A 17,514-nucleotide genomic window follows, 5' to 3' on the forward strand; every position below is an offset into this window, starting at 1 on the left:
GAAATAAGTATGACGGTTGTTATTATCGAAGACGAGGACCTGGCCGCCGAACGGCTCACCCGCTTTGTAAAGGAATATGATGCCAGCATTGAAATAAAAGCCTACCTGGATACGGTAAAGGGCGCCGTAAAATATTTTGAAGAAAATGGTTCCCCCGACCTGGTGCTGCTCGATATCGAATTGGGCGACGGTAAAAGTTTTGAGATCTTCCGGGAAGTGGAGGTATCGGGCAATATCATTTTCGTAACAGCCTTTAATGAATACGCCATCCAGGCATTCAAGTACAACAGCATTGATTATTTATTAAAACCGCTGGTAAAAGAAGAACTCTATTTTGCGCTTGATAAATTCAAAGCCCACCAAAACGCCAAAAAACCGATTGATCTTACGGCACTTATTGAACAGCTGCAGCCCCAAACAGACAAGGAATACAAGACCCGTTTCCTGGTTAAAAAGGGAAGCCGGTATTTTTCCATAGAAGCCAAAAACGTAGCACATGTATATACGCGGGAACGTGTTCACTACCTCAAAACTTTCGATAGCGCCGATTATATCATAGAGAATAACCTCGATGAGCTCGAACAGCAATTGTCGCCTGACACTTTTTTTCGCGTAAACCGGCAGTTCATTGTAAACTATACTTCCGTAAAAGAAGTGATCACCTGGTTCGATGGAAAATTAAAACTCATCATTCACCCCGAGTCGTACGAAGAGATCATTATCAGCCGCCTGAAGGCAGGGGATTTTAAGGGGTGGTTGGGGGGAAGCAGGTAAGTTGATCAGATTGTGTTGATAAAGGGAAACCAGTTTAAAGTTTCAAGTTTTAAGTTCAAGTTATTGGGTTATTGAGTTCTTAGGTTCCTGAGTTCGGGGTTCTGTTCTCGGTCCTTAGTTTTGGGTTGCCGGTTGCATCGCCCGTCGAATCCGCCGGCTGGCGGAGTAGGAGGGCCGCGTCGCAGTTTCTCTGCCTTCTGCCCTCTGCCTTTCCCTCACTGCCTACTGCCCACTGCCTCCTGCCTTCCCCGGCCACTGAAAAGAACGGGTATTCTGTTCCGTATACCATTTGACATTAACCGGCAACGCCGCTCCGTCGTTATTGAAAATATTGTTCAGGGTATAATTGGTGGCCTCCTTATCGGTAAGCTGGTGGCTCCATTTGGCCCGGTTAGCTATCTCGGCGCCGGGGCCGCTGTTTTTATATTCCCCATAAAATGTAGTTTGTTCATTGGCGGGGTTGGCCCAGTTGTTCCAGCCTTCAGGTACAATATGTTTTCCCAGGGTGCACCGCACAAAAACTGTCTTTGCATTTGCCCGCCAGGGCCGACCGAGAAATACTTTGGTGGTGCTGTCGTCTGCAGTGAGTTTGCAGTCCAGGAATACATACCCGAATTTTTTACCCTGGGTAGTACTGGCGGCCGTGACAAAGGAATTGGTTTTGCTGTGTATTTCGCAATTTTGAAAAACTGCGGTGGCTGGTCCAAAGATGAAATCGGTGGTACCTTCTATGTAGCAGTTTACAAACAGCTGACGGGCGGTTTCTCCGCCGGTAAAAATAGTATCCTGGTTACCAAGGAAACGACAGTTTACAAACATGGCATTGTCGGCTTCTACGTGCAGGGCTACCGCTTGTCCAACCCGTCCGGCTGAATTGGAGAACGTTATGTTCTCAGCCCGGAAACGGTTGCCGCATATTTTGGCTGTATACGAGGTGAATGTAGTGAGCTTTCCCCGGCCTGAATAATCATTGAAAACGATAATGGTTTTGTCAACGCTTTCGCCAATAAAAGTGACATCAGTATTACTGGCGGGCAGTTCGATTTTTTCATTGTATACGCCATTCTTTATGTAAAGCGTAATGGGTGCCAATGGGTAAACCCGCATAGCATCGATGGCATCCTGAATGTATTTGTAATCACCGGAGCCATCCTTGGCCACCGTGAAAACATATTTATACTGTTGCGGGTTGGCAGTTTGAGCAACGGTGGTAAGGCCCATAAAAGCGAGGGCAATCAAAAAGGCAAGCTGTTTCATCTTATTTAAATACGCGTTTTAAAAAATCATCAATATAGTTTACGGTTGGCTGAAACCAGGGATCGAACAAGCAGAACGAATGCGGGGCGTTCTCAAAGGTCTTTACTTCAGAATAGATGTGGTATTGGTCCAGCACTTTTATAAAATGATTGCGGCCGGCATGCATTCTGGCCACCCCGCTATTGATGAACAGGGTAGGTGGCGTGTGCGGGCCCACATAGGTAAGGGGCGAGGCTTCATTCCATAAGGCCAGGCTGTCTTTTTTGGAATAGCCCAGCCAGTAGGTAGCGGCAGAGATCTTTTTACTGTCGTCGCCTTCCCCGGTTTCGGGGTGGGTAAAGGACAAGGTTCCATCAATATCTACTACGGCCTGTATGGGCACCGGCTTTAATATCTTCAACTTGTTTGGGGGACCTAAAAATTTAGGGTTGTCTACCGTGGTACCAAGAAAAGCTGCCAGTTCACCGCCGGCCGAAAAGCCCAATACGGTAATTTTAGAAGTGTCTACCTGGTATTTATCAGCATGCTGAATAACCCAGCGCAAAGCTTCTTTCAGGTCGTATATGGCTACCGGATATTGAGCATAGGTTGACAATGCATAACTGGGGGTAAAACAAACATAACCCCTCGCTGCCAGATGCTGAGCAAGCGGATAGTGTTGAGTGCGATTGCCCGAGCGCCAGCCGCCGCCATGAATGATCACAATGGCAGGATGTTTTTTACCCCGCTTGCCTGCCGGGTAAAAAGCATCGATCCAGCGGATATATTTGCCACCTGCCGGTATGTACTCAAGATTTCTTTTTTCGACTACCGCTTTTGATTTCAGTTCCGGAACGATCTGTATTTCAGAATGAGTTTTGCGGGTGTTTACAAAGGCGCTCCACGTGGTATAGGAGGTATCGGGGTAGGGCGAATGGCCATCTACATGTTGTGCCTGCGCATGGGCTGCCAGGGCGAAAAGGGACATGATACCGGTACAAATGAAGTATCCTAAGGTGGCAAAGCAATTCCTGAGCATTGAACAAAGTTTAGCTGAACGTAGTTGTACAAATTTATCGATTTGGAAATTTTCCGGGGTTCGAATTATGGTCATACTGGTTTAAAAAATCGTATTCCTTACTTTTAGGTATTTATTACCCTGCCTCAAACAACATATTAAGTAAAGTTTGGCATTGAAAACATTGTAGCATGTATCAGTCATTAATAATCCTGCATTCCCTGGTCCGGTGGTTTGTTTTAATTAGTTTACTGGTTGCTATTATCCGGGCATACAGCGGTTGGTTAGGCAATAAACGATTTTTGAAGACGGATAATACAGCCCGCATGGCAGCAGTTACCATCGCGCACGTTCAATTGGTGATAGGTATTAGTTTGTATATTATTAGTCCGGCGGTACGGTATTTTATGAATAATTTCAAGGAAGCGGTACACCAACGGGAGTTCCGGTTCTTTGGTATGGAACATATTACCATGATGGTGGTGGCGATTACATTATTGACGATTGGGTCTGCAAAGTCCAAAAGAAAAACCACCGATCTGCAGAAATTTAAAACCATGGCTATCTGGTTTACCATTGCCTTGCTGGTTATTTTCTTTTCCATACCCTGGCATTTTTCACCCTTTACCAGCCGGCCGTATTTTAGATGGTATTAACCGACAACTCACAAAACTAATGGAATCAACTGAGTACATTCAATTTTACGAAGGCAGCAAAATGGGCATCAAAACACTCGAGGGGGACATCATCATTCCCGCCATTTACGATTTTGTGGCCCATTCTTCAGACGACCTGTTTACGATAACAGAAGGAAATTATACCGCCTACTTCGATATTGCAGGAAACCAGGTTTTGCCCTTCAGCAATAAATACGAATCATATGGCAATTTTACCGAAGGCCTGGCCCGGGTGCGGAGTAATGAAAAATGGGGATTCATATGAGAACGATCTGCATGGTGCCATCGACGAATTTGGGAATCTGGTGATCGATTACCAGTTCCCGGTGTTCACTCCTTTTGAAAAAGGCTTCGCCAAATTCGGCGACCTTAAAACCTGGGGGCTCATCGATAAAGCAGGAAATATAGTGGTGCCTCAAATATATGTATCCATTGGCCGGGTATACCGGAATACAGTAACCGTGCAGGTGCTGGAAGGGGAGGAATATCGCGAAGGCGAACTGACCATTGGAGGAACGGTGAAATGGAACAACAACCTGGACCATTTGAATGAAGCCAATCGCCAGAAGAAGCAATTTGCAGCCGCCTGCGAGCAGTTGATTGCCGACTTGTATACAACGGGCTGCCCCTGCGAACAGGAACGGTTCCGGGATTTTATTCAATGGAACAACCCTGTTGGTTTTGTTGATCAGGAACTGCTGTTTTCGGTATTTATGAAACAGTTGCAAAACCTGGGGAATGATCAGTTTCAGTGTGGACATTGTGGTACGATCTATCAGCAGAAATGGGAGCAATACAGCGCCTTTTTGTGGGTGCTGAATGTGACGATCATTCAGGCTGGCAACTTTATAAACAAAGGTGCCCCGGTACCACCAGCCATTCCCATGGCGCTAGGTTTTTATGGGTATGGTATTGAAAAGTACAGCGGCCGATATGAGCAAAAAGATATTGACACAGTGATCGGTTATTTAAAAGGGTAACACCTGCTCCATCTTGTAATTTCCTGGCTGATTTTTTATCTTCGGCCCTGATTGAAAAATTACCTGATGAAAAACCCATTTATTCCGTACTACCTGCTATTGCTAGGTGTATGTTTAGCATCCCTTTCTGCTGTTGCCCAGGATAAAAAACCAGATACGGTTTCCGCGGGCATTTATATTACCAGCATTCATGACATCGATTTCAAGGACAAAGAGTTTTCTGTTAACTTATGGCTCTGGTTGAAATACCGTAACCGGGACTTCAATTTCTACGACAACCTGGAGGTACCGGGCGCCAAAGAAGTGACCAAATCGTTTGTTACTATCGACAGCTCAGGCGATAAGGTGTATATGCAAATGAAGCTGCAGTGTGTAATGAAAGACAGCTGGAAGATCGCCAATTTCCCTTTCGACAAACAAAAGCTCAGGTTCTCTATTGAGAACTCGCAATACGATTCCCGCTCCCTGGTGTTTGTGGCCGATACCGTTGGTGATCATTATGATAAACGTTTTACTATGAGCGGCTGGACGGTCGACAGCTGCATTGTTGGCACCGGTAAAAAAGCCTATGAAACTGCCTTTGGCGATGAGCGGTTCCAGAAACCCCATACCGAATACAGTAACTTTAAAGTAAGGCTCAGTGTTCACCGCGAGGCCATGGATATGTTCTGGAAACTGTTCCTGGGCATGTACATCGCCTTCCTGATCGCTTATGTATGTTTTTATATCCACTCCGATGGTATGGATTCGCGCTTTGGTTTAAGTGTGGGAGCGTTGTTTGCCGTAATTGGTAACAAGTATATAATTGACTCGTCTTTACCCGAAACTACCTCCTTTACCCTGGTTGATACCCTGCATGGGTTAACGCTGTGTTTTATTTTTTCAGTAGTTTCATCAACCGCCTGGTCATTACAACTGGTAAAAAGGGGCAAGGCAGAAAAAGCCAATCGTTTTGATATGATTATGGCCCAGGTATTGTTGCTGATCTATGTGATACTGAATATTTATTTTATCAACGCCGCGGCAAATAGCTAATAATCATGGGTGTATATTATTTAAAGGCCGAACAGTTATTGCCGGTTGATCTGCAAACCGCCTGGGCGTTCTTTTCATCGCCCAATAACCTGGCATTGATCACTCCGCCGGAAATGGGTTTTATTACCCTCACTCCCATAACGGAAGGCCAGGAGATCTATACCGGAATGCTGATCGATTACAAAGTGAAACCCCTGTTTGGCATTCCCCTGCACTGGCAAACCAGGATCAGGGAGGTGCAAAAGCCGCACCTGTTTACCGATATTCAGTTGAAGGGTCCTTATCGTTTATGGGAACATACCCACACCTTTACGCAAACCGATAAAGGCGTACTGATGAAGGATGAGGTAAAGTACGAGCTGCCGTTTGGTCCAATAGGCAGCGTTGCCAATTCTCTGTTGGTACGTAAAAAGCTGGAGAATCTGTTCAGGTATCGTAAAGCCGCTATTGAGCGCATATTTAAATAGAAAAAGCCCCGGCGTAAAACACGCCGGGGCTTCTTTTATCCGCTTCCTGACCTTTTAACGCTTCATGAGCAGGCCTGAAAGCTGTAAGTCTCTTTTATAAATATCTTCCCTGAAGTTCAGGTCGCCCTTTCTGTCTACCCAGGCTGTGAAATAGGTAATATACACCGGCATTGGGTTTTTAACCGCAACGAATTGTTCCTTTCCGCTGGCCATTGCTTTGGCGATCCGCTCTGGTGTCCAGGTTGAATCATCACGTAACATATAGTTGGCCAGAAATTTGGGATCGGCCACCCGTATACAACCATGGCTGAAGGCCCGTTTACTTTCCTGGAAAAGACTTTTTGAAGGCGTATCGTGCAGGTAAATGCTATGGCTGTTAGGGAACAGGAATTTTACCTGGCCTAAGGAATTCCAGGGACCGGGTTTTTGACGAACGTCGGGACCATTCCATTCCATGTGATTTTTTTCCAGGTAGTTCGGGTTCTTTTGAATGCCCGGTAATATTTCTTTTTTCAAAATACTGGCAGGCACATTCCAGTAAGGGCTGAAAACAACCTGGCTGATGGTGCCGGCAAAGATCACCGTTTTGTTTACATCCTTACCCACAACTACGTTCATATTCCACAATAATGAATCATCATCATACGCATGCAGTACAAACTCAGGGATGTTTACAGCCAGGTACCGGCCGCGCACATCGGTTGGTAACCAGCGGTTGCGTTCCATGTTAACCATTATTTTCTCTATCAGCTGTGGTACAGGAATATTCAATTCCCTTACCAGGCTGCCGCCGGCAATGCCATCCTCTGTCATACCGTGTCTTCTTTGAAAGCGTTTAACGGCTGTCAACAGCGTAGAGTCGTAGGTGGCGGAACCGGTATCGCTGGCATTAGTTAAATCACCCAGGAGAAAAAGCTTTTTGCGCAGTTTAACAATCTCAGGTGAGGTATCGCCGGGGCGAATGGGTTTATTAGCGGGCAGGCTGATAGTACTGTTATCAGCCGGTAGGGTCTTATATTTTTTGAGGTATTCTTTTAACAGGTTGTATTGGCGGTAAACGGGTTCTTTAACAGTGCCGGTGTTGCCCTGCTTAAGCACCGAATCGAGGAAGGCGCTGTAGGAAAGCTTTTTACGCGGCATCAGCCAGTCTACCTTTTGAGTAGTACTTTCTTCCAGGCCACCCCATACTTTTTGAGCAAAGAAAAAGTAGAGACCCGTTAACAGCAGCTCGGTTTCGCTTTTTTGTTCAAGGGTTTGGTTATTGCCGGCGTTTATAAGGCTATCGAGTGTGCGCCTGTAAGGCAGTGTCACAATCAGTCCTTCATCGGGCAGGTTTTCCAAACGAACGTACAGATGACTGGCTTGTTCAGTTAATCCGCTGTCGGTATACCAGGCAAAGGAATAGTTGCGACTGGTATAGAAAGTAGTGATATCATTTTTAAAGGTGCGCAGGGAGTCGTACCGGGCAAAGAAAGAATCGAGGCGATTGGCAGAAAAACGCAGGGAACTTTGCTCACTGAAGTTACCGGCAATATCCCGGGCGGCATCCTGCACTACTTTATTGACGGAATCTTTTTTACGGTTGTCACCTGGTTTGGAACCAGATTCCCTGCATCCCCAAATACACAACAGGCAAAGGGCGGTGAAATAAATAGTTTTTTGCATAAAGGCTACTCTAAGGGGGTAATGCACAATGAAAAAGGGGTTCAGGAATATGACTGGTGTGTGCTCCTCGCTTTGACTTTAACTGCCAGTTATACCCGTAAACCCCGCAATAAAATGTTCTGAATGTCTTTTGGAAGGCGATTATATACGTTGCAATGGTCCTTAACAGTTAAATGCAGTAGCTATGGAGTTGCAATCGTATAGTTTCAATGTGACCTGAATTTTAGCCATTTCCTATGAGGAATAATGTAAAGGCCCTTGTTGATCCATCCTGTAAAGGGCCATTTTTGCGGCCAGAGAAATGAAGGAGAAATTGAAATAAAAGAAAGGTACTTACTAACCCGGTCTTTTACAGGATGTAAAACCATCCATGTTACCTGTAAAAGTTTTAATTCCTTCAATTCGCATATACGAACTACTTCACGTGTTTGTTTACCACTTTAGCCAGTTCAAACATTGAAATTTGATCTTTACCAAACAGAGGTTTCAACTTAGTGTCAGCATTGATCATTCTTCTGTTCTTGCTGTCTTGCAATTTGTTCTTTCTGATATATTCCCAGATCTTTTTAACGATCTCAGTTCTTGGTAAAGGTTTGCTACCTATAACTTCAGCTAAAACAGGGCTGGCATTGAGCGGAGCCATGAACGCAGCGTTTGGTTTTCTGGCAGATTTCTTTTTAGCTGCCTTCTTTTTAGGAGCGGCTTTTTTTGCTACTTTCTTTGCTGCTTTTTTAGGAGCGGCTTTTTTCGCTACTTTTTTTACTGCTTTCTTAGCAGCTTTCTTAGCTGTTTTTGCCATAGTGTTTTAAAATTTAAAAGTGAATAATGAAAGTTTTTGAATTATAGTTTGAAAGTAAAACTCAGTGAATATACTCAAATTTATAAATAACAAAGAGAATTATCGCAATATCCAGCTGTTAAAATCATTTGTTCCTCGCCTGTGCAGGCCCGTTTCCCCTGGTTAATTTAAGAAAGCTGCTGCAAACATAAGACTCCTTTTTTAAGAATACCCCCATTTTGACTGGTATTTATAAGAAATTTATTTATGAAACCTTTGGGTTTCATTATATTTGCAACCTAAAGGTTTCCTATTTAAAACTATGCGTAGAGACGTATTTCAGGCCATTGCCGACCCCACCCGCCGGGAGATCATCAACATGATCGCCCACCACCCGTTGAATGTAAATGCCGTGGCAGAGAACTTTGAAGTAAGCCGTACTGCCATCTATAAGCACATTAAAATGCTTACGGAATGCGGCCTGGTAGTAATTACACAGTTTGGCCGGGAACGCTTCTGTGAGGCCCGACTGGAGCGGCTTACAGAGGTTATTGACTGGGCAGAACAATACCGGAAAGTATGGACGGAACGCTTCGATAGCCTGGAGAATTCACTGGATGCAACCGATAGCCCCAAGAGAAAACCGGCCAGGAAGAAGTAGTGGTTGTGGGTATGATAGCTTGTGTGTTTGGTTGACGCATTGGGGCCCCGAACTCTACATGTGAGTGGTGAGTTGTCAGTGGTTAGTGGGTTCCCGAAAATGAGGATTCAAAACAATTGGCGGGCATTCTCTCTCTATTGCACGCTATTCACAATTTACTAACAACTCCCCTTTATCAACTCTGTGAACCTGCAACTGGGCCCCCTAATCCATTACCAAAAGTTCCTTATTGTACTTATTGCGATACTCTATAGGAGAGAGCCCTGTTATCTTCTTAAAAATGCTCCGGAAAGCCTTCACGTCACTATAACCCACATCATACATTACCTCGTACACATTCTTCTGTCCCGTCTCCAGGTCCTTCTTCGCAGCCTCTATTTTAACCCGTTGAATGTATTCCGTTACCGTATTACAGGTGGCTTTCTTAAACCGGCGTTCCAGGCTGCGGCGGCCCAGGGCAAAGGTTTCGGCGATCCGGTCAACTGTTATTTTCTCCTCGAAATTCTTTTCAATATACTCCTGGGCTTTTTTCACGGTTTCATCTTCATGGGCTTTTTGCCCCTGAAAAATGATAAACGGTGATTGCAGCGTACGATCGATATCTATCATAAACGCCTTGGCAATAAGAATAGCAATATCCCGGCCAGCGTATTTTTCTATCATATATACCAGCAGGTTCAAATAGGAATAAGCGCCTCCGCTGGTATAAATGCCATCCCCATCGGTAATGATCTTATCGTCTACCAGTTCCACATCGGGATACAGTCCCCTGAATTCATTGGCGAAACGCCAATGAGTGGCGCACTGCTTTCCCTTTAACAAACCGGTAGCTGCCAGAAAGAAGGACCCGATACAAAGACTGGCTACCTCGGCACCTTTGTTGAATTGATGCAGGATCCAGGGAATCAATGCCTGGTTGGCCTCTACTATTTGTACAAACTGGCCATGTATGGCGGGAATAATGATCAGGTCGGTTTTGGCAACATCCGTATACAAACAATCAGGTTTGATAGTAAACAGCCCTTCGCGCTGACTGGTTTCCTTCGATAATCCAACCATTTGAATATCAAACAAAGGAGCCTTGCCCATGCTGGTACGCAGGTTGTTTACCTCAGAAAAGATCTGGTGGGTGCCTTCTATATTCACCAGGCTGGTATGCCCTTTCGGGATCAGAATGGAAACATGTTTCATGCTGTAAATTTTTGTTTTTTTCCGGCCCCATGAACAGTAGTTCCGACAAACTAGGATTTTACTATGATAAAGGGTGAAAAGTTAAGGACATAGTAACGGCGTTTTATGGTAGCTTTCCCCTTTATAAAGATAAAAAACAATTGTCGCATTCAGCCCCTTAATTGGTCGCTTTTACACCCTTTTGAAGTTAACAGGTGAATGTACATTTGAATACGATTGCAGCAGGCAGTTAGTGATACCAATGCGAAACAAAAAGTAAGCACTATGATCGAGGTTTTTAAAACCAATGTACAGGAGTTTTCAGAAGCCCAAAAGCTGGTGGCTCTACTACTTAGGCATTTCCCCAACAGCAAGATCAACTTCGATCTCGATGATTGCGATAAAGTGCTGCGGGTAGAAGGCAATAACCTTCGAATAGAAAAAGTAATGACCCTGGTTACGGAAAAAGGCTTCCTGTGCAAAGTGCTTGATTAAGGTAAAAAAGTAATAAATAGTTATCACGCATAACCGTATGTTTGTTTCCTGGAATAAGAACTTTATAATATTTCTAAACAATTAAAATAAAAGAACATGCCAGCATTGAATCCTTATTTGAACTTTAACAACAACACCGAGGAAGCATTCAACTTTTACAAATCAGTATTTGGCGGTGAGTTTGCCATGGTTATGCGTTTTAAAGACATCCCTAAGGAATACAAAGGACCAGATCATGAAGATAACAAGGTTATGCACATTTCACTTCCTATTACCGGCGGTGGCGTGTTAATGGGTAGCGATGTACCCGAATCAATGGGCGAGGTTGTTTTGGGAAACAATATTCAACTCAGCCTGGCGCCTTCCAGCAGGGAAGAGGCCGATAAATTATTTAATGGTTTATCAGCTGGCGGTAAGGTAACGATGCCTATGTCCGATGCTTTCTGGGGCGCCTATTTTGGCATGTGCGAAGATAAATTCGGCATTCGCTGGATGGTAAATTTTGACGCTAATTCAAGATAATTACACCAACACGTATTTATTAAACCTGGTTTTATGAACACAGCAACAGAGCTATTGCAGGAATTTGAAGCGGCTACCGAAGGGTATCTGGATATTGTTTCTGGTTTAAACCAGGACGAAATAAATACAGTTCCGTTTCTGGGCAGCTGGACGGCTGCCCAGGTTACGGAGCATCTTTGTAAGTCAGATAATGGCATGATAAACGCGTTGAACGGCCCGGTACATACAACCAACCGCCCGCCCGATGCAGGGGTAGGTAACTTACGCCATGTTTTTTTAGACTTCAGTACCAAACTGCAATCGCCCGAATTCATTATTCCGGAAGAAAGGACCTACGATAAAGACACCTTGATATACTCGTTTAAGGCTGGCCGGGAACAAATCGGCGAAGCCATCAAATCTCTGGACCTCACCAGCTCCCTTCATATGCCTATCTTTGGGGAACCCACCCGTTTAGAGTTGATCTATTTTGTGATCTTTCATACCCAACGCCATATCAACCAGGTAAAACACATCAGTGAAAAACTGGCAGGCGTGTAGGAAAACAGGTATTTTAGCAGGACCAAACCGCCTGCCTATGCTTTACAAAAGAATGCCTATTGAAAAGGAGTCGCCCGAAGAAAGGGGGTATAACAGCATCCTGTTCAACCTGGCCGAAAGCTCTGTTGCCGACCTCACATTGGGCGAACTGAATATTCAGCTGAACGAGTTGAAGCTGGAATACATTCCCCATCGGGGTAATACACAACTTCGGCAAATGCTGGCGACAGAAGCAGGTGGTTTACACCCCGATCAGGTACTGCTTACCAATGGGGCATGTGGTGCCTTGTTTATAATAAATACAGCGTTGCTTACTTCAGCCGATCACCTGATAGTGGTACGGCCCAATTACGCGACTAATATAGAAGTGCCGCTAACCATAGGGTGTGCCATCAGTTATATCGACCTGCAATTGGAAGAAAGCTGGCGCGTGAATCTGAAGGCCATTGAAGCGGCCGTAACACCAGCTACAAAACTCATAAGCATTACTACCCCGCACAACCCTACCGGCACGGTTATGACGCAGGCCGAATTACAGGCACTGATCACACTGGCTGAAAAAAAGAAAATCTACCTGCTGGTTGATGAAACTTATCGCGACACCTGTTTTGCGACGCCATACCCGGTGGTGGCATCCACGAGCGAATGGGTCATCAGTGTATCCTCCCTGTCAAAAGCATTTGGGTTGCCGGGGTTACGGATCGGTTGGCTTATTACCCGCAATGAGCATTTGATGGAACAGTTTCTGGCAGCAAAAGAAATGATCTATATTAGTAATGCTGCCCTCGATGAAGAAGTGGCTACGCAGTTTTACAGGCAGAAAGAAAAGTTTGCTACGGTCATTAACCAAAAGGCAATGGAAAACTTTCAGGTATTACGTGCCTGGCTGCAACAGGAACCTGCCTTTGAGTATGTATTGCCAGCAGGCGGTGTGGTGTGTTTTCCGCGGTTTGCAAATCCCGATACTATTGATATTCCCGGTTTTTATGAAACCCTTGTTCAGAAATACAAGACCATGGTAGGTGCCGGTCATTGGTTCGCCATGCCCGATTCATATATGCGCATAGGTTTTGGCTGGTTGGGTAAAACCGCCTTTCAGCAGGCACTTGAGCATGTTAGTGCGGCCATTGCAGAAAATAAGCGGTAGTTATTTCAGCACCAATACCCCAAATGCAGATGGAATATGAAAATCGGGTTGTGTGGCAGTTGGTTTTACCCAGCTGATCCAGTGAAAGGAATTATAACCGCCCTGTGTTGTTTTCCTTTCTGCCCTGAACAAACCAGCCAGCAATCGCTGGTTGTGTAAAAGCCCCAGTTCGTTGAGTGAGGATATACTGATTGCCATTTCAACCATATAGCCGGTATGGGTAGCAGACGTTTTAATGATACATTGTTGAGCGGGCCACGACCAGTCATAATCCATTTTACGGTAAAACGACGCCCGGTAATCGAGCGTTCTTCCGGCAGCATCCATTTCGAGGCAATAATAGTAAGGTAATAAAGAAGTATCACGAGCCATAAAGAGCTCTACCCGGTCTGAGGCGCCGGCGTCTATCTTATTATTTTTTATCACCGGAGTAATGATGGAATCGTCAGTTACCTGGTACAAACAATACAGCCAGTGCCCGTCCCAGAGGGCCGCAAACGAAGTGGCGGGCGCCCTTTCCGTTTCCCATGGATAGGTAAAGTCTGTTAACGCCGTCGCATTTTCCCAGGCTTTGCCATCACCCCTGCCCGTTATTTGCAGCCTGTTTTCAGGTATTCTCTTTACTGTATACGTTTGCGCATCCGCCTGTATAAAATTCACGAATAACGCGAAGGCGGTAATAACAGATAGTTTCATAGCTTGAAGTGTTTTGAGGGCTGCCCTATATTGCTTACAGCTTACGCTTATAGCAGCGCTACTGATTCCGGATTTTCCTCCTTTCCATGGTCGCCACATTATTCCCGGATGCAGCCCTTCTCAATTTAGCCACTTCTGCCGACGCAACAAGGTCTTTTTCTTTATAGAACCGTCTGTTGATATAAGTGGCAATAGAAGCAATGGCATGGTCATCGAGCAGGCCGCCATGGGCCGGCATAATGCCGTTATAAGTTTTGCCATTCACTTTAATTGCTCCCTGCAGACCGTTCAATATTATTTTTATCAGTTGTTCTTTATTGCCGGCTATCCAGTCAGACCCGGCCAGGGGCGGATAGCGGTTGTTGTCACCCTTTCCATCCCGCTGGTGACAGCTGGCGCAAAAGCTGTTGTATAAGATCAGTCCATTCATTTCACCGCCCAGTCCCAGGTTATCCTTTAGGGAATCGGGCGTTTTAATATAGGTCCGCGATTTGCGTTGTTCCATAGCCGCGAGTTGGGTGGAACCAAAAGATTGTCGATCGCCCTTGTAGAGCACCCGCCATATTTTTCCTTTGTTTGATTCAGAAATGTACAGCGATCCGTCAGGTCCTTCCGCCAGTCCCATGGGCCGGTATACGGCATCACTGGTATTGAATACGGTGTCGACGCCCGTAAAGCCATCGGCAAAAACTTCCCAGTCACCGGTTAGTTTTCCGTTTTCAAAAGGGACAAAACAAACAATGTAACCCGCCTGTGGATAGGGCGAACGATCGGTAGAACCATGAAAGGCAATAAAGGCGCCCTTCTTATATCTTTCCGGGAATTGGTTGCCGGTATAAAAGAGCAGGTCCATAGGTGCCCAGTGACCGGGGAAACCCATTACCGGCACATCGAACTGACTGGCGCGGCCAATGGATCTGCCATCGCCGCCATAACCCGGTTGTAAAATATTTTTTTTTAACATGTGGTCGTAGTACGCATAAGGCCATCCGAAATTAGCATGTTCAGTGACTTTCAACAACGGTTCAGAAGGAAGTACGGCCGCCTGCCAGGCCGAGTAAACCTGTGGATAGCGGGTGTGAAAATTATCCATGCCGTTCATGGCAACGTACAGACAATCATCCTGGGGGTTCCAGTCTATGGTCAGCACACTTCTGATACCGGTGGCATATTTATACCCATCCTGTTGGGTTTGCTTTAACTTGTCGGCATCGAAGCGCCAGATGCCGGCATGTTTTTCCAGGTCGGGCGCGGGGTCCAACCCTTTGCCACCGGGTATCCCGGCCGGGCCAACGGTGTTGATGTCTTGTGCCGCATCCGTGGGCGCACCAAAAGGCACATAGATATGACCATGCCGGTCGAAAGCAAAAGGTTTGGCGGTATGCCAGTGTTTACGCAGGTCTTCATCGTCATCAATTAATATGGTATCGGTTGCCGGGTCGGGAAACAAAAGACCGGCTATCAGTTTATTCCGGAAGATATATTTTACGGTAGAAGTATATAAATACCCACCATGTACGGCCATGCCGGCAGGCAAACCGCCTTCATCTTTATAATTGCCAAAATAGGCAATGATGTCCGCCTTGCCATCTTTGTCGGCATCCCGCAGACCAACGGTTCCTCCGCTCCCATGCATTATGTCGTTATAAACTAATTTAACGTAGATGTCACCGTTGGAGTTAACGGTAAGGTGCCGGGCACGGCCCAGGCTATCGGCTACCACCACCGCTTCAAAATTGCCCGGCAGCAACAGCCCACCATTGTCCGGGTCGCCTGCAGGCAGGGACAATGGACCTTTGGGCGACTGGCAACAAACCAGCAAAACACCTATGCAAAACAATGGGTATGGCCAAAACCGGCGAATGATAAAGGAAGGCATAGCAGTTAGTTTAGTGAATAAAATGCCTTATCAGATCGTACACCATCTGACGGTTAGTATTACAGCAGGTTTTTGTGTGTTACAGCAGGGTGGAAAATAAAAACGACGTTCCCGTACTAATGAAGTGGGTTATTAAGTGTAGTTTGTAACTTAAATTTATAAAATTTTTCCGCGTCCCCGGTTCCGGGACTTGCTTATTTTTTATCTTTAATGCTTTGACCACGACCTTGGCATCGATTAACCGTTAAACCTGTATAATATTTGAATTATTTAATTTAAACAAAATGGCCGCCCGGCTGGTTATTGTTATTTTTATAACAATAAAACTTTAATTATGAATGATGTTGCTTTAACCACCCACCCTACCAAAGAACTGTTTATTAAAATGGTGGTTGATGCCTGGAACCACTCTACTAACCAGGTTACAAAATTGTTTGATGAGCTGTCTGATGAACAAATAAAGGCAGATGCTGCTCCCGGAAGAAACAGCGGTATTTATTTATTGGGCCATTTAACCGCCGTTACTGATAGAATGTTGCCATTATTAGATCTGGGCGAACGCTCCTATCCGCAGCTGGATAAACCATTTTTAGCCACTCCCGACAAATCAGGCCAGGAAATTCCCTCTGTACAGGAATTGAAACAATATTGGAAAGATGTAAATGCAAAACTGTCGGCTGGCATTGCCACCCTTGCACCCGACGATTGGTTTGCAAAACATACAGCTGTTTCTGCAGAAGAATTTGCCAAAGAACCCCACCGCAATAAATTAAACCTGGTTATTAACAGAACCAATCACCAGAGCACGCATTATGGTCAGCTTATTTATCTGAAACCTAAAAATTAAGAATACCTTTATCGGCTGAAAGGAGTGAGGGCTGTTATTTTACCGGCAGACAAATAATGACTACGACAGATGAAAAAGAAGATTGATCACATACTGTACGCCCGCGAAAAGAATATCACTGAGGACGAAACCGTGCGGCAATCCCTGCCCCATAAAGATTTTCGCTTTGCCAATCCATTTATAGTTATACATCATGGCGGCCCATATACCTTCCAGCCCGGGCAGCATGCTAGACTACAACCGCATCCGCACCGGGGTTTTAGTCCATACACATTTATGTTGCAGGGCGAAGGCTTTCACCGTGACAATGCCGGCAATGATGAAATAATAAAAGAAGGCGGGGTGCAATGGATGTTTGCCGGTAGTGGTATCTTGCACAGCGAAGGGCCCACCAATGAATTATTGGCAAAAGGAGGCGTACAGGAGCTCATTCAACTTTGGATAAATGTGCCCCAGGCCAATAAATGGGACAAGCCATTTTACCAGGCAGCCACTGCCAATCAGCTGCCCCGGGTAATCGATCAGCCGGGAGTACAGTTCAGGCTGGCCAGTGGTGACTATAACGGTCACACCGGGCCCATTCAAAATTTTACGCCCATTATCTCCATGATCGGGGAAATAGAAGCTGGCAAAGAAATTGAATTGAATGCCACACCCGATTACTGGACCCTGCTGTATGTGGTAAAAGGAAAAGTAGTGGTAAATGACCAGCCGGTAGACATGCATAACCTGGTAGTATTTAATAAAGCAGCCGGGAATATTATAGTGTCAGCCACTGAAAATGCCCAGGTGTTATTTTTAAGCGCTGAACCGATTGAAGAACCCATAGCCGCCAAAGATAATTTTGTAATGAACACGGCCGAAGAAATAGAACAGGCTATGAACGATTACAAAAACGGAAAGTTTGGAAGTTTAAGCTATTAAACA

The 17,514-nt window shown here is 45.3% G+C and carries 20 protein-coding genes; 13 read left to right on the forward strand and 7 right to left on the reverse strand.

What is annotated here, in order from left to right; genetic code table 11:
* Window positions 1-9 precede the first annotated feature (9 nt).
* Window positions 10-774 carry a LytR/AlgR family response regulator transcription factor gene (locus BMX95_RS04995; protein WP_081200888.1) on the forward strand — a complete coding sequence of 255 codons (765 nt, stop codon included), beginning with the start codon at window positions 10-12 and terminating at the stop codon, window positions 772-774.
* Window positions 775-996: 222 nt separating this feature from the next.
* Here BMX95_RS04995 and BMX95_RS05000 read toward each other — a convergent pair whose 3' ends face one another.
* The gene (locus BMX95_RS05000) at window positions 997-2,031 is read right to left on the reverse strand and encodes a pectinesterase family protein (protein ID WP_081200889.1); all 1,035 of its coding nucleotides are present in this window, start codon (window positions 2,029-2,031) and stop codon (window positions 997-999) included.
* 1 nt (window position 2,032) lies between these two features.
* The gene (locus tag BMX95_RS05005; RefSeq protein ID WP_207631605.1) at window positions 2,033-3,049 is read right to left on the reverse strand and encodes an alpha/beta hydrolase; all 1,017 of its coding nucleotides are present in this window, start codon (window positions 3,047-3,049) and stop codon (window positions 2,033-2,035) included.
* Between the two features lie 170 nt (window positions 3,050-3,219).
* Here BMX95_RS05005 and BMX95_RS05010 point away from each other — a divergent pair, with 170 nt between their 5' ends.
* The 5 genes from BMX95_RS05010 (at window position 3,220) to BMX95_RS05030 (ending at window position 6,187) form a co-directional block, all read left to right on the forward strand.
* The gene (locus BMX95_RS05010) at window positions 3,220-3,684 is read left to right on the forward strand and encodes a hypothetical protein (protein WP_081200891.1); all 465 of its coding nucleotides are present in this window, start codon (window positions 3,220-3,222) and stop codon (window positions 3,682-3,684) included.
* A 19-nt stretch (window positions 3,685-3,703) separates the two neighbouring features.
* On the forward strand, window positions 3,704-3,970 hold the full coding sequence (locus tag BMX95_RS05015; RefSeq protein ID WP_081200892.1) for a WG repeat-containing protein: 267 nt from the start codon (window positions 3,704-3,706) through the stop codon (window positions 3,968-3,970).
* On the forward strand, window positions 3,909-4,685 hold the full coding sequence (locus tag BMX95_RS05020; protein WP_133053940.1) for a WG repeat-containing protein: 777 nt from the start codon (window positions 3,909-3,911) through the stop codon (window positions 4,683-4,685). Before BMX95_RS05015 ends, BMX95_RS05020 begins: the two co-directional genes overlap by 62 nt.
* A 66-nt stretch (window positions 4,686-4,751) precedes the next feature.
* Window positions 4,752-5,720: a ligand-gated ion channel gene (locus BMX95_RS05025; RefSeq protein ID WP_081200894.1), complete on the forward strand. Its 969-nt coding sequence runs from the start codon at window positions 4,752-4,754 to the stop codon at window positions 5,718-5,720.
* Between the two features lie 5 nt (window positions 5,721-5,725).
* Window positions 5,726-6,187 carry an SRPBCC family protein gene (locus tag BMX95_RS05030; protein ID WP_081200895.1) on the forward strand — a complete coding sequence of 154 codons (462 nt, stop codon included), beginning with the start codon at window positions 5,726-5,728 and terminating at the stop codon, window positions 6,185-6,187.
* 54 nt (window positions 6,188-6,241) lie between these two features.
* Here the strand turns inward: BMX95_RS05030 and BMX95_RS05035 are convergent, their stop codons facing one another.
* Window positions 6,242-7,852 carry a L,D-transpeptidase family protein gene (locus BMX95_RS05035; protein ID WP_081200896.1) on the reverse strand — a complete coding sequence of 537 codons (1,611 nt, stop codon included), beginning with the start codon at window positions 7,850-7,852 and terminating at the stop codon, window positions 6,242-6,244.
* Window positions 7,853-8,267: 415 nt separating this feature from the next.
* Window positions 8,268-8,651, reverse strand: a complete 384-nt coding sequence (locus BMX95_RS05040) for an SWIB/MDM2 domain-containing protein (protein WP_081200897.1) — start codon at window positions 8,649-8,651, stop codon at window positions 8,268-8,270.
* Between the two features lie 301 nt (window positions 8,652-8,952).
* Between BMX95_RS05040 and BMX95_RS05045 the strand changes: the two genes are divergently transcribed.
* Window positions 8,953-9,291 (forward strand): ArsR/SmtB family transcription factor, encoded by a 339-nt coding sequence (locus BMX95_RS05045; RefSeq protein ID WP_081200898.1) that lies wholly within the window; start codon window positions 8,953-8,955, stop codon window positions 9,289-9,291.
* 204 nt (window positions 9,292-9,495) lie between these two features.
* On the opposite strand, the gene BMX95_RS05050 is transcribed toward BMX95_RS05045, so the two are convergent.
* The gene (locus BMX95_RS05050; protein WP_081200899.1) at window positions 9,496-10,482 is read right to left on the reverse strand and encodes a GlxA family transcriptional regulator; all 987 of its coding nucleotides are present in this window, start codon (window positions 10,480-10,482) and stop codon (window positions 9,496-9,498) included.
* A gap of 264 nt (window positions 10,483-10,746) precedes the next feature.
* Here BMX95_RS05050 and BMX95_RS05055 point away from each other — a divergent pair, with 264 nt between their 5' ends.
* The 4 genes from BMX95_RS05055 to BMX95_RS05070 all read left to right on the forward strand — a co-directional run bounded on the left by BMX95_RS05055 (window position 10,747) and on the right by BMX95_RS05070 (window position 13,165).
* Entirely contained in the window at window positions 10,747-10,956 is a 210-nt protein-coding gene (locus BMX95_RS05055; protein WP_081201779.1) for a hypothetical protein, read from the forward strand.
* Between the two features lie 96 nt (window positions 10,957-11,052).
* Window positions 11,053-11,478 carry a VOC family protein gene (locus tag BMX95_RS05060; RefSeq protein ID WP_081200900.1) on the forward strand — a complete coding sequence of 142 codons (426 nt, stop codon included), beginning with the start codon at window positions 11,053-11,055 and terminating at the stop codon, window positions 11,476-11,478.
* A 33-nt stretch (window positions 11,479-11,511) separates the two neighbouring features.
* Complete coding sequence (locus BMX95_RS05065; protein WP_081200901.1) at window positions 11,512-12,018, forward strand: DinB family protein; 507 nt, start codon at window positions 11,512-11,514, stop codon at window positions 12,016-12,018.
* Window positions 12,019-12,055: 37 nt separating this feature from the next.
* A complete protein-coding gene (locus tag BMX95_RS05070) occupies window positions 12,056-13,165 on the forward strand; it encodes an aminotransferase class I/II-fold pyridoxal phosphate-dependent enzyme (RefSeq protein ID WP_081200902.1) in 1,110 nt (369 codons plus the stop codon).
* Here the strand turns inward: BMX95_RS05070 and BMX95_RS05075 are convergent, their stop codons facing one another.
* Together BMX95_RS05075 and BMX95_RS05080 are read right to left on the reverse strand one after the other, a co-directional pair.
* Window positions 13,166-13,861 (reverse strand): carbohydrate-binding family 9-like protein, encoded by a 696-nt coding sequence (locus BMX95_RS05075; RefSeq protein WP_165758951.1) that lies wholly within the window; start codon window positions 13,859-13,861, stop codon window positions 13,166-13,168.
* Between the two features lie 58 nt (window positions 13,862-13,919).
* Window positions 13,920-15,740, reverse strand: a complete 1,821-nt coding sequence (locus tag BMX95_RS05080) for a PQQ-dependent sugar dehydrogenase (RefSeq protein ID WP_081200904.1) — start codon at window positions 15,738-15,740, stop codon at window positions 13,920-13,922.
* 334 nt (window positions 15,741-16,074) lie between these two features.
* On the opposite strand from BMX95_RS05080, the gene BMX95_RS05085 reads away from it, so the two are divergent.
* Window positions 16,075-16,587 (forward strand): DinB family protein, encoded by a 513-nt coding sequence (locus BMX95_RS05085; protein WP_081200905.1) that lies wholly within the window; start codon window positions 16,075-16,077, stop codon window positions 16,585-16,587.
* Window positions 16,588-16,656: 69 nt separating this feature from the next.
* Window positions 16,657-17,511 (forward strand): pirin family protein, encoded by an 855-nt coding sequence (locus BMX95_RS05090; RefSeq protein WP_081200906.1) that lies wholly within the window; start codon window positions 16,657-16,659, stop codon window positions 17,509-17,511.
* Window positions 17,512-17,514: the final 3 nt, after the last annotated feature.

Source organism: Niastella yeongjuensis (genome assembly GCF_900110245.1).
Lineage (GTDB): Bacteria > Bacteroidota > Bacteroidia > Chitinophagales > Chitinophagaceae > Niastella > Niastella yeongjuensis.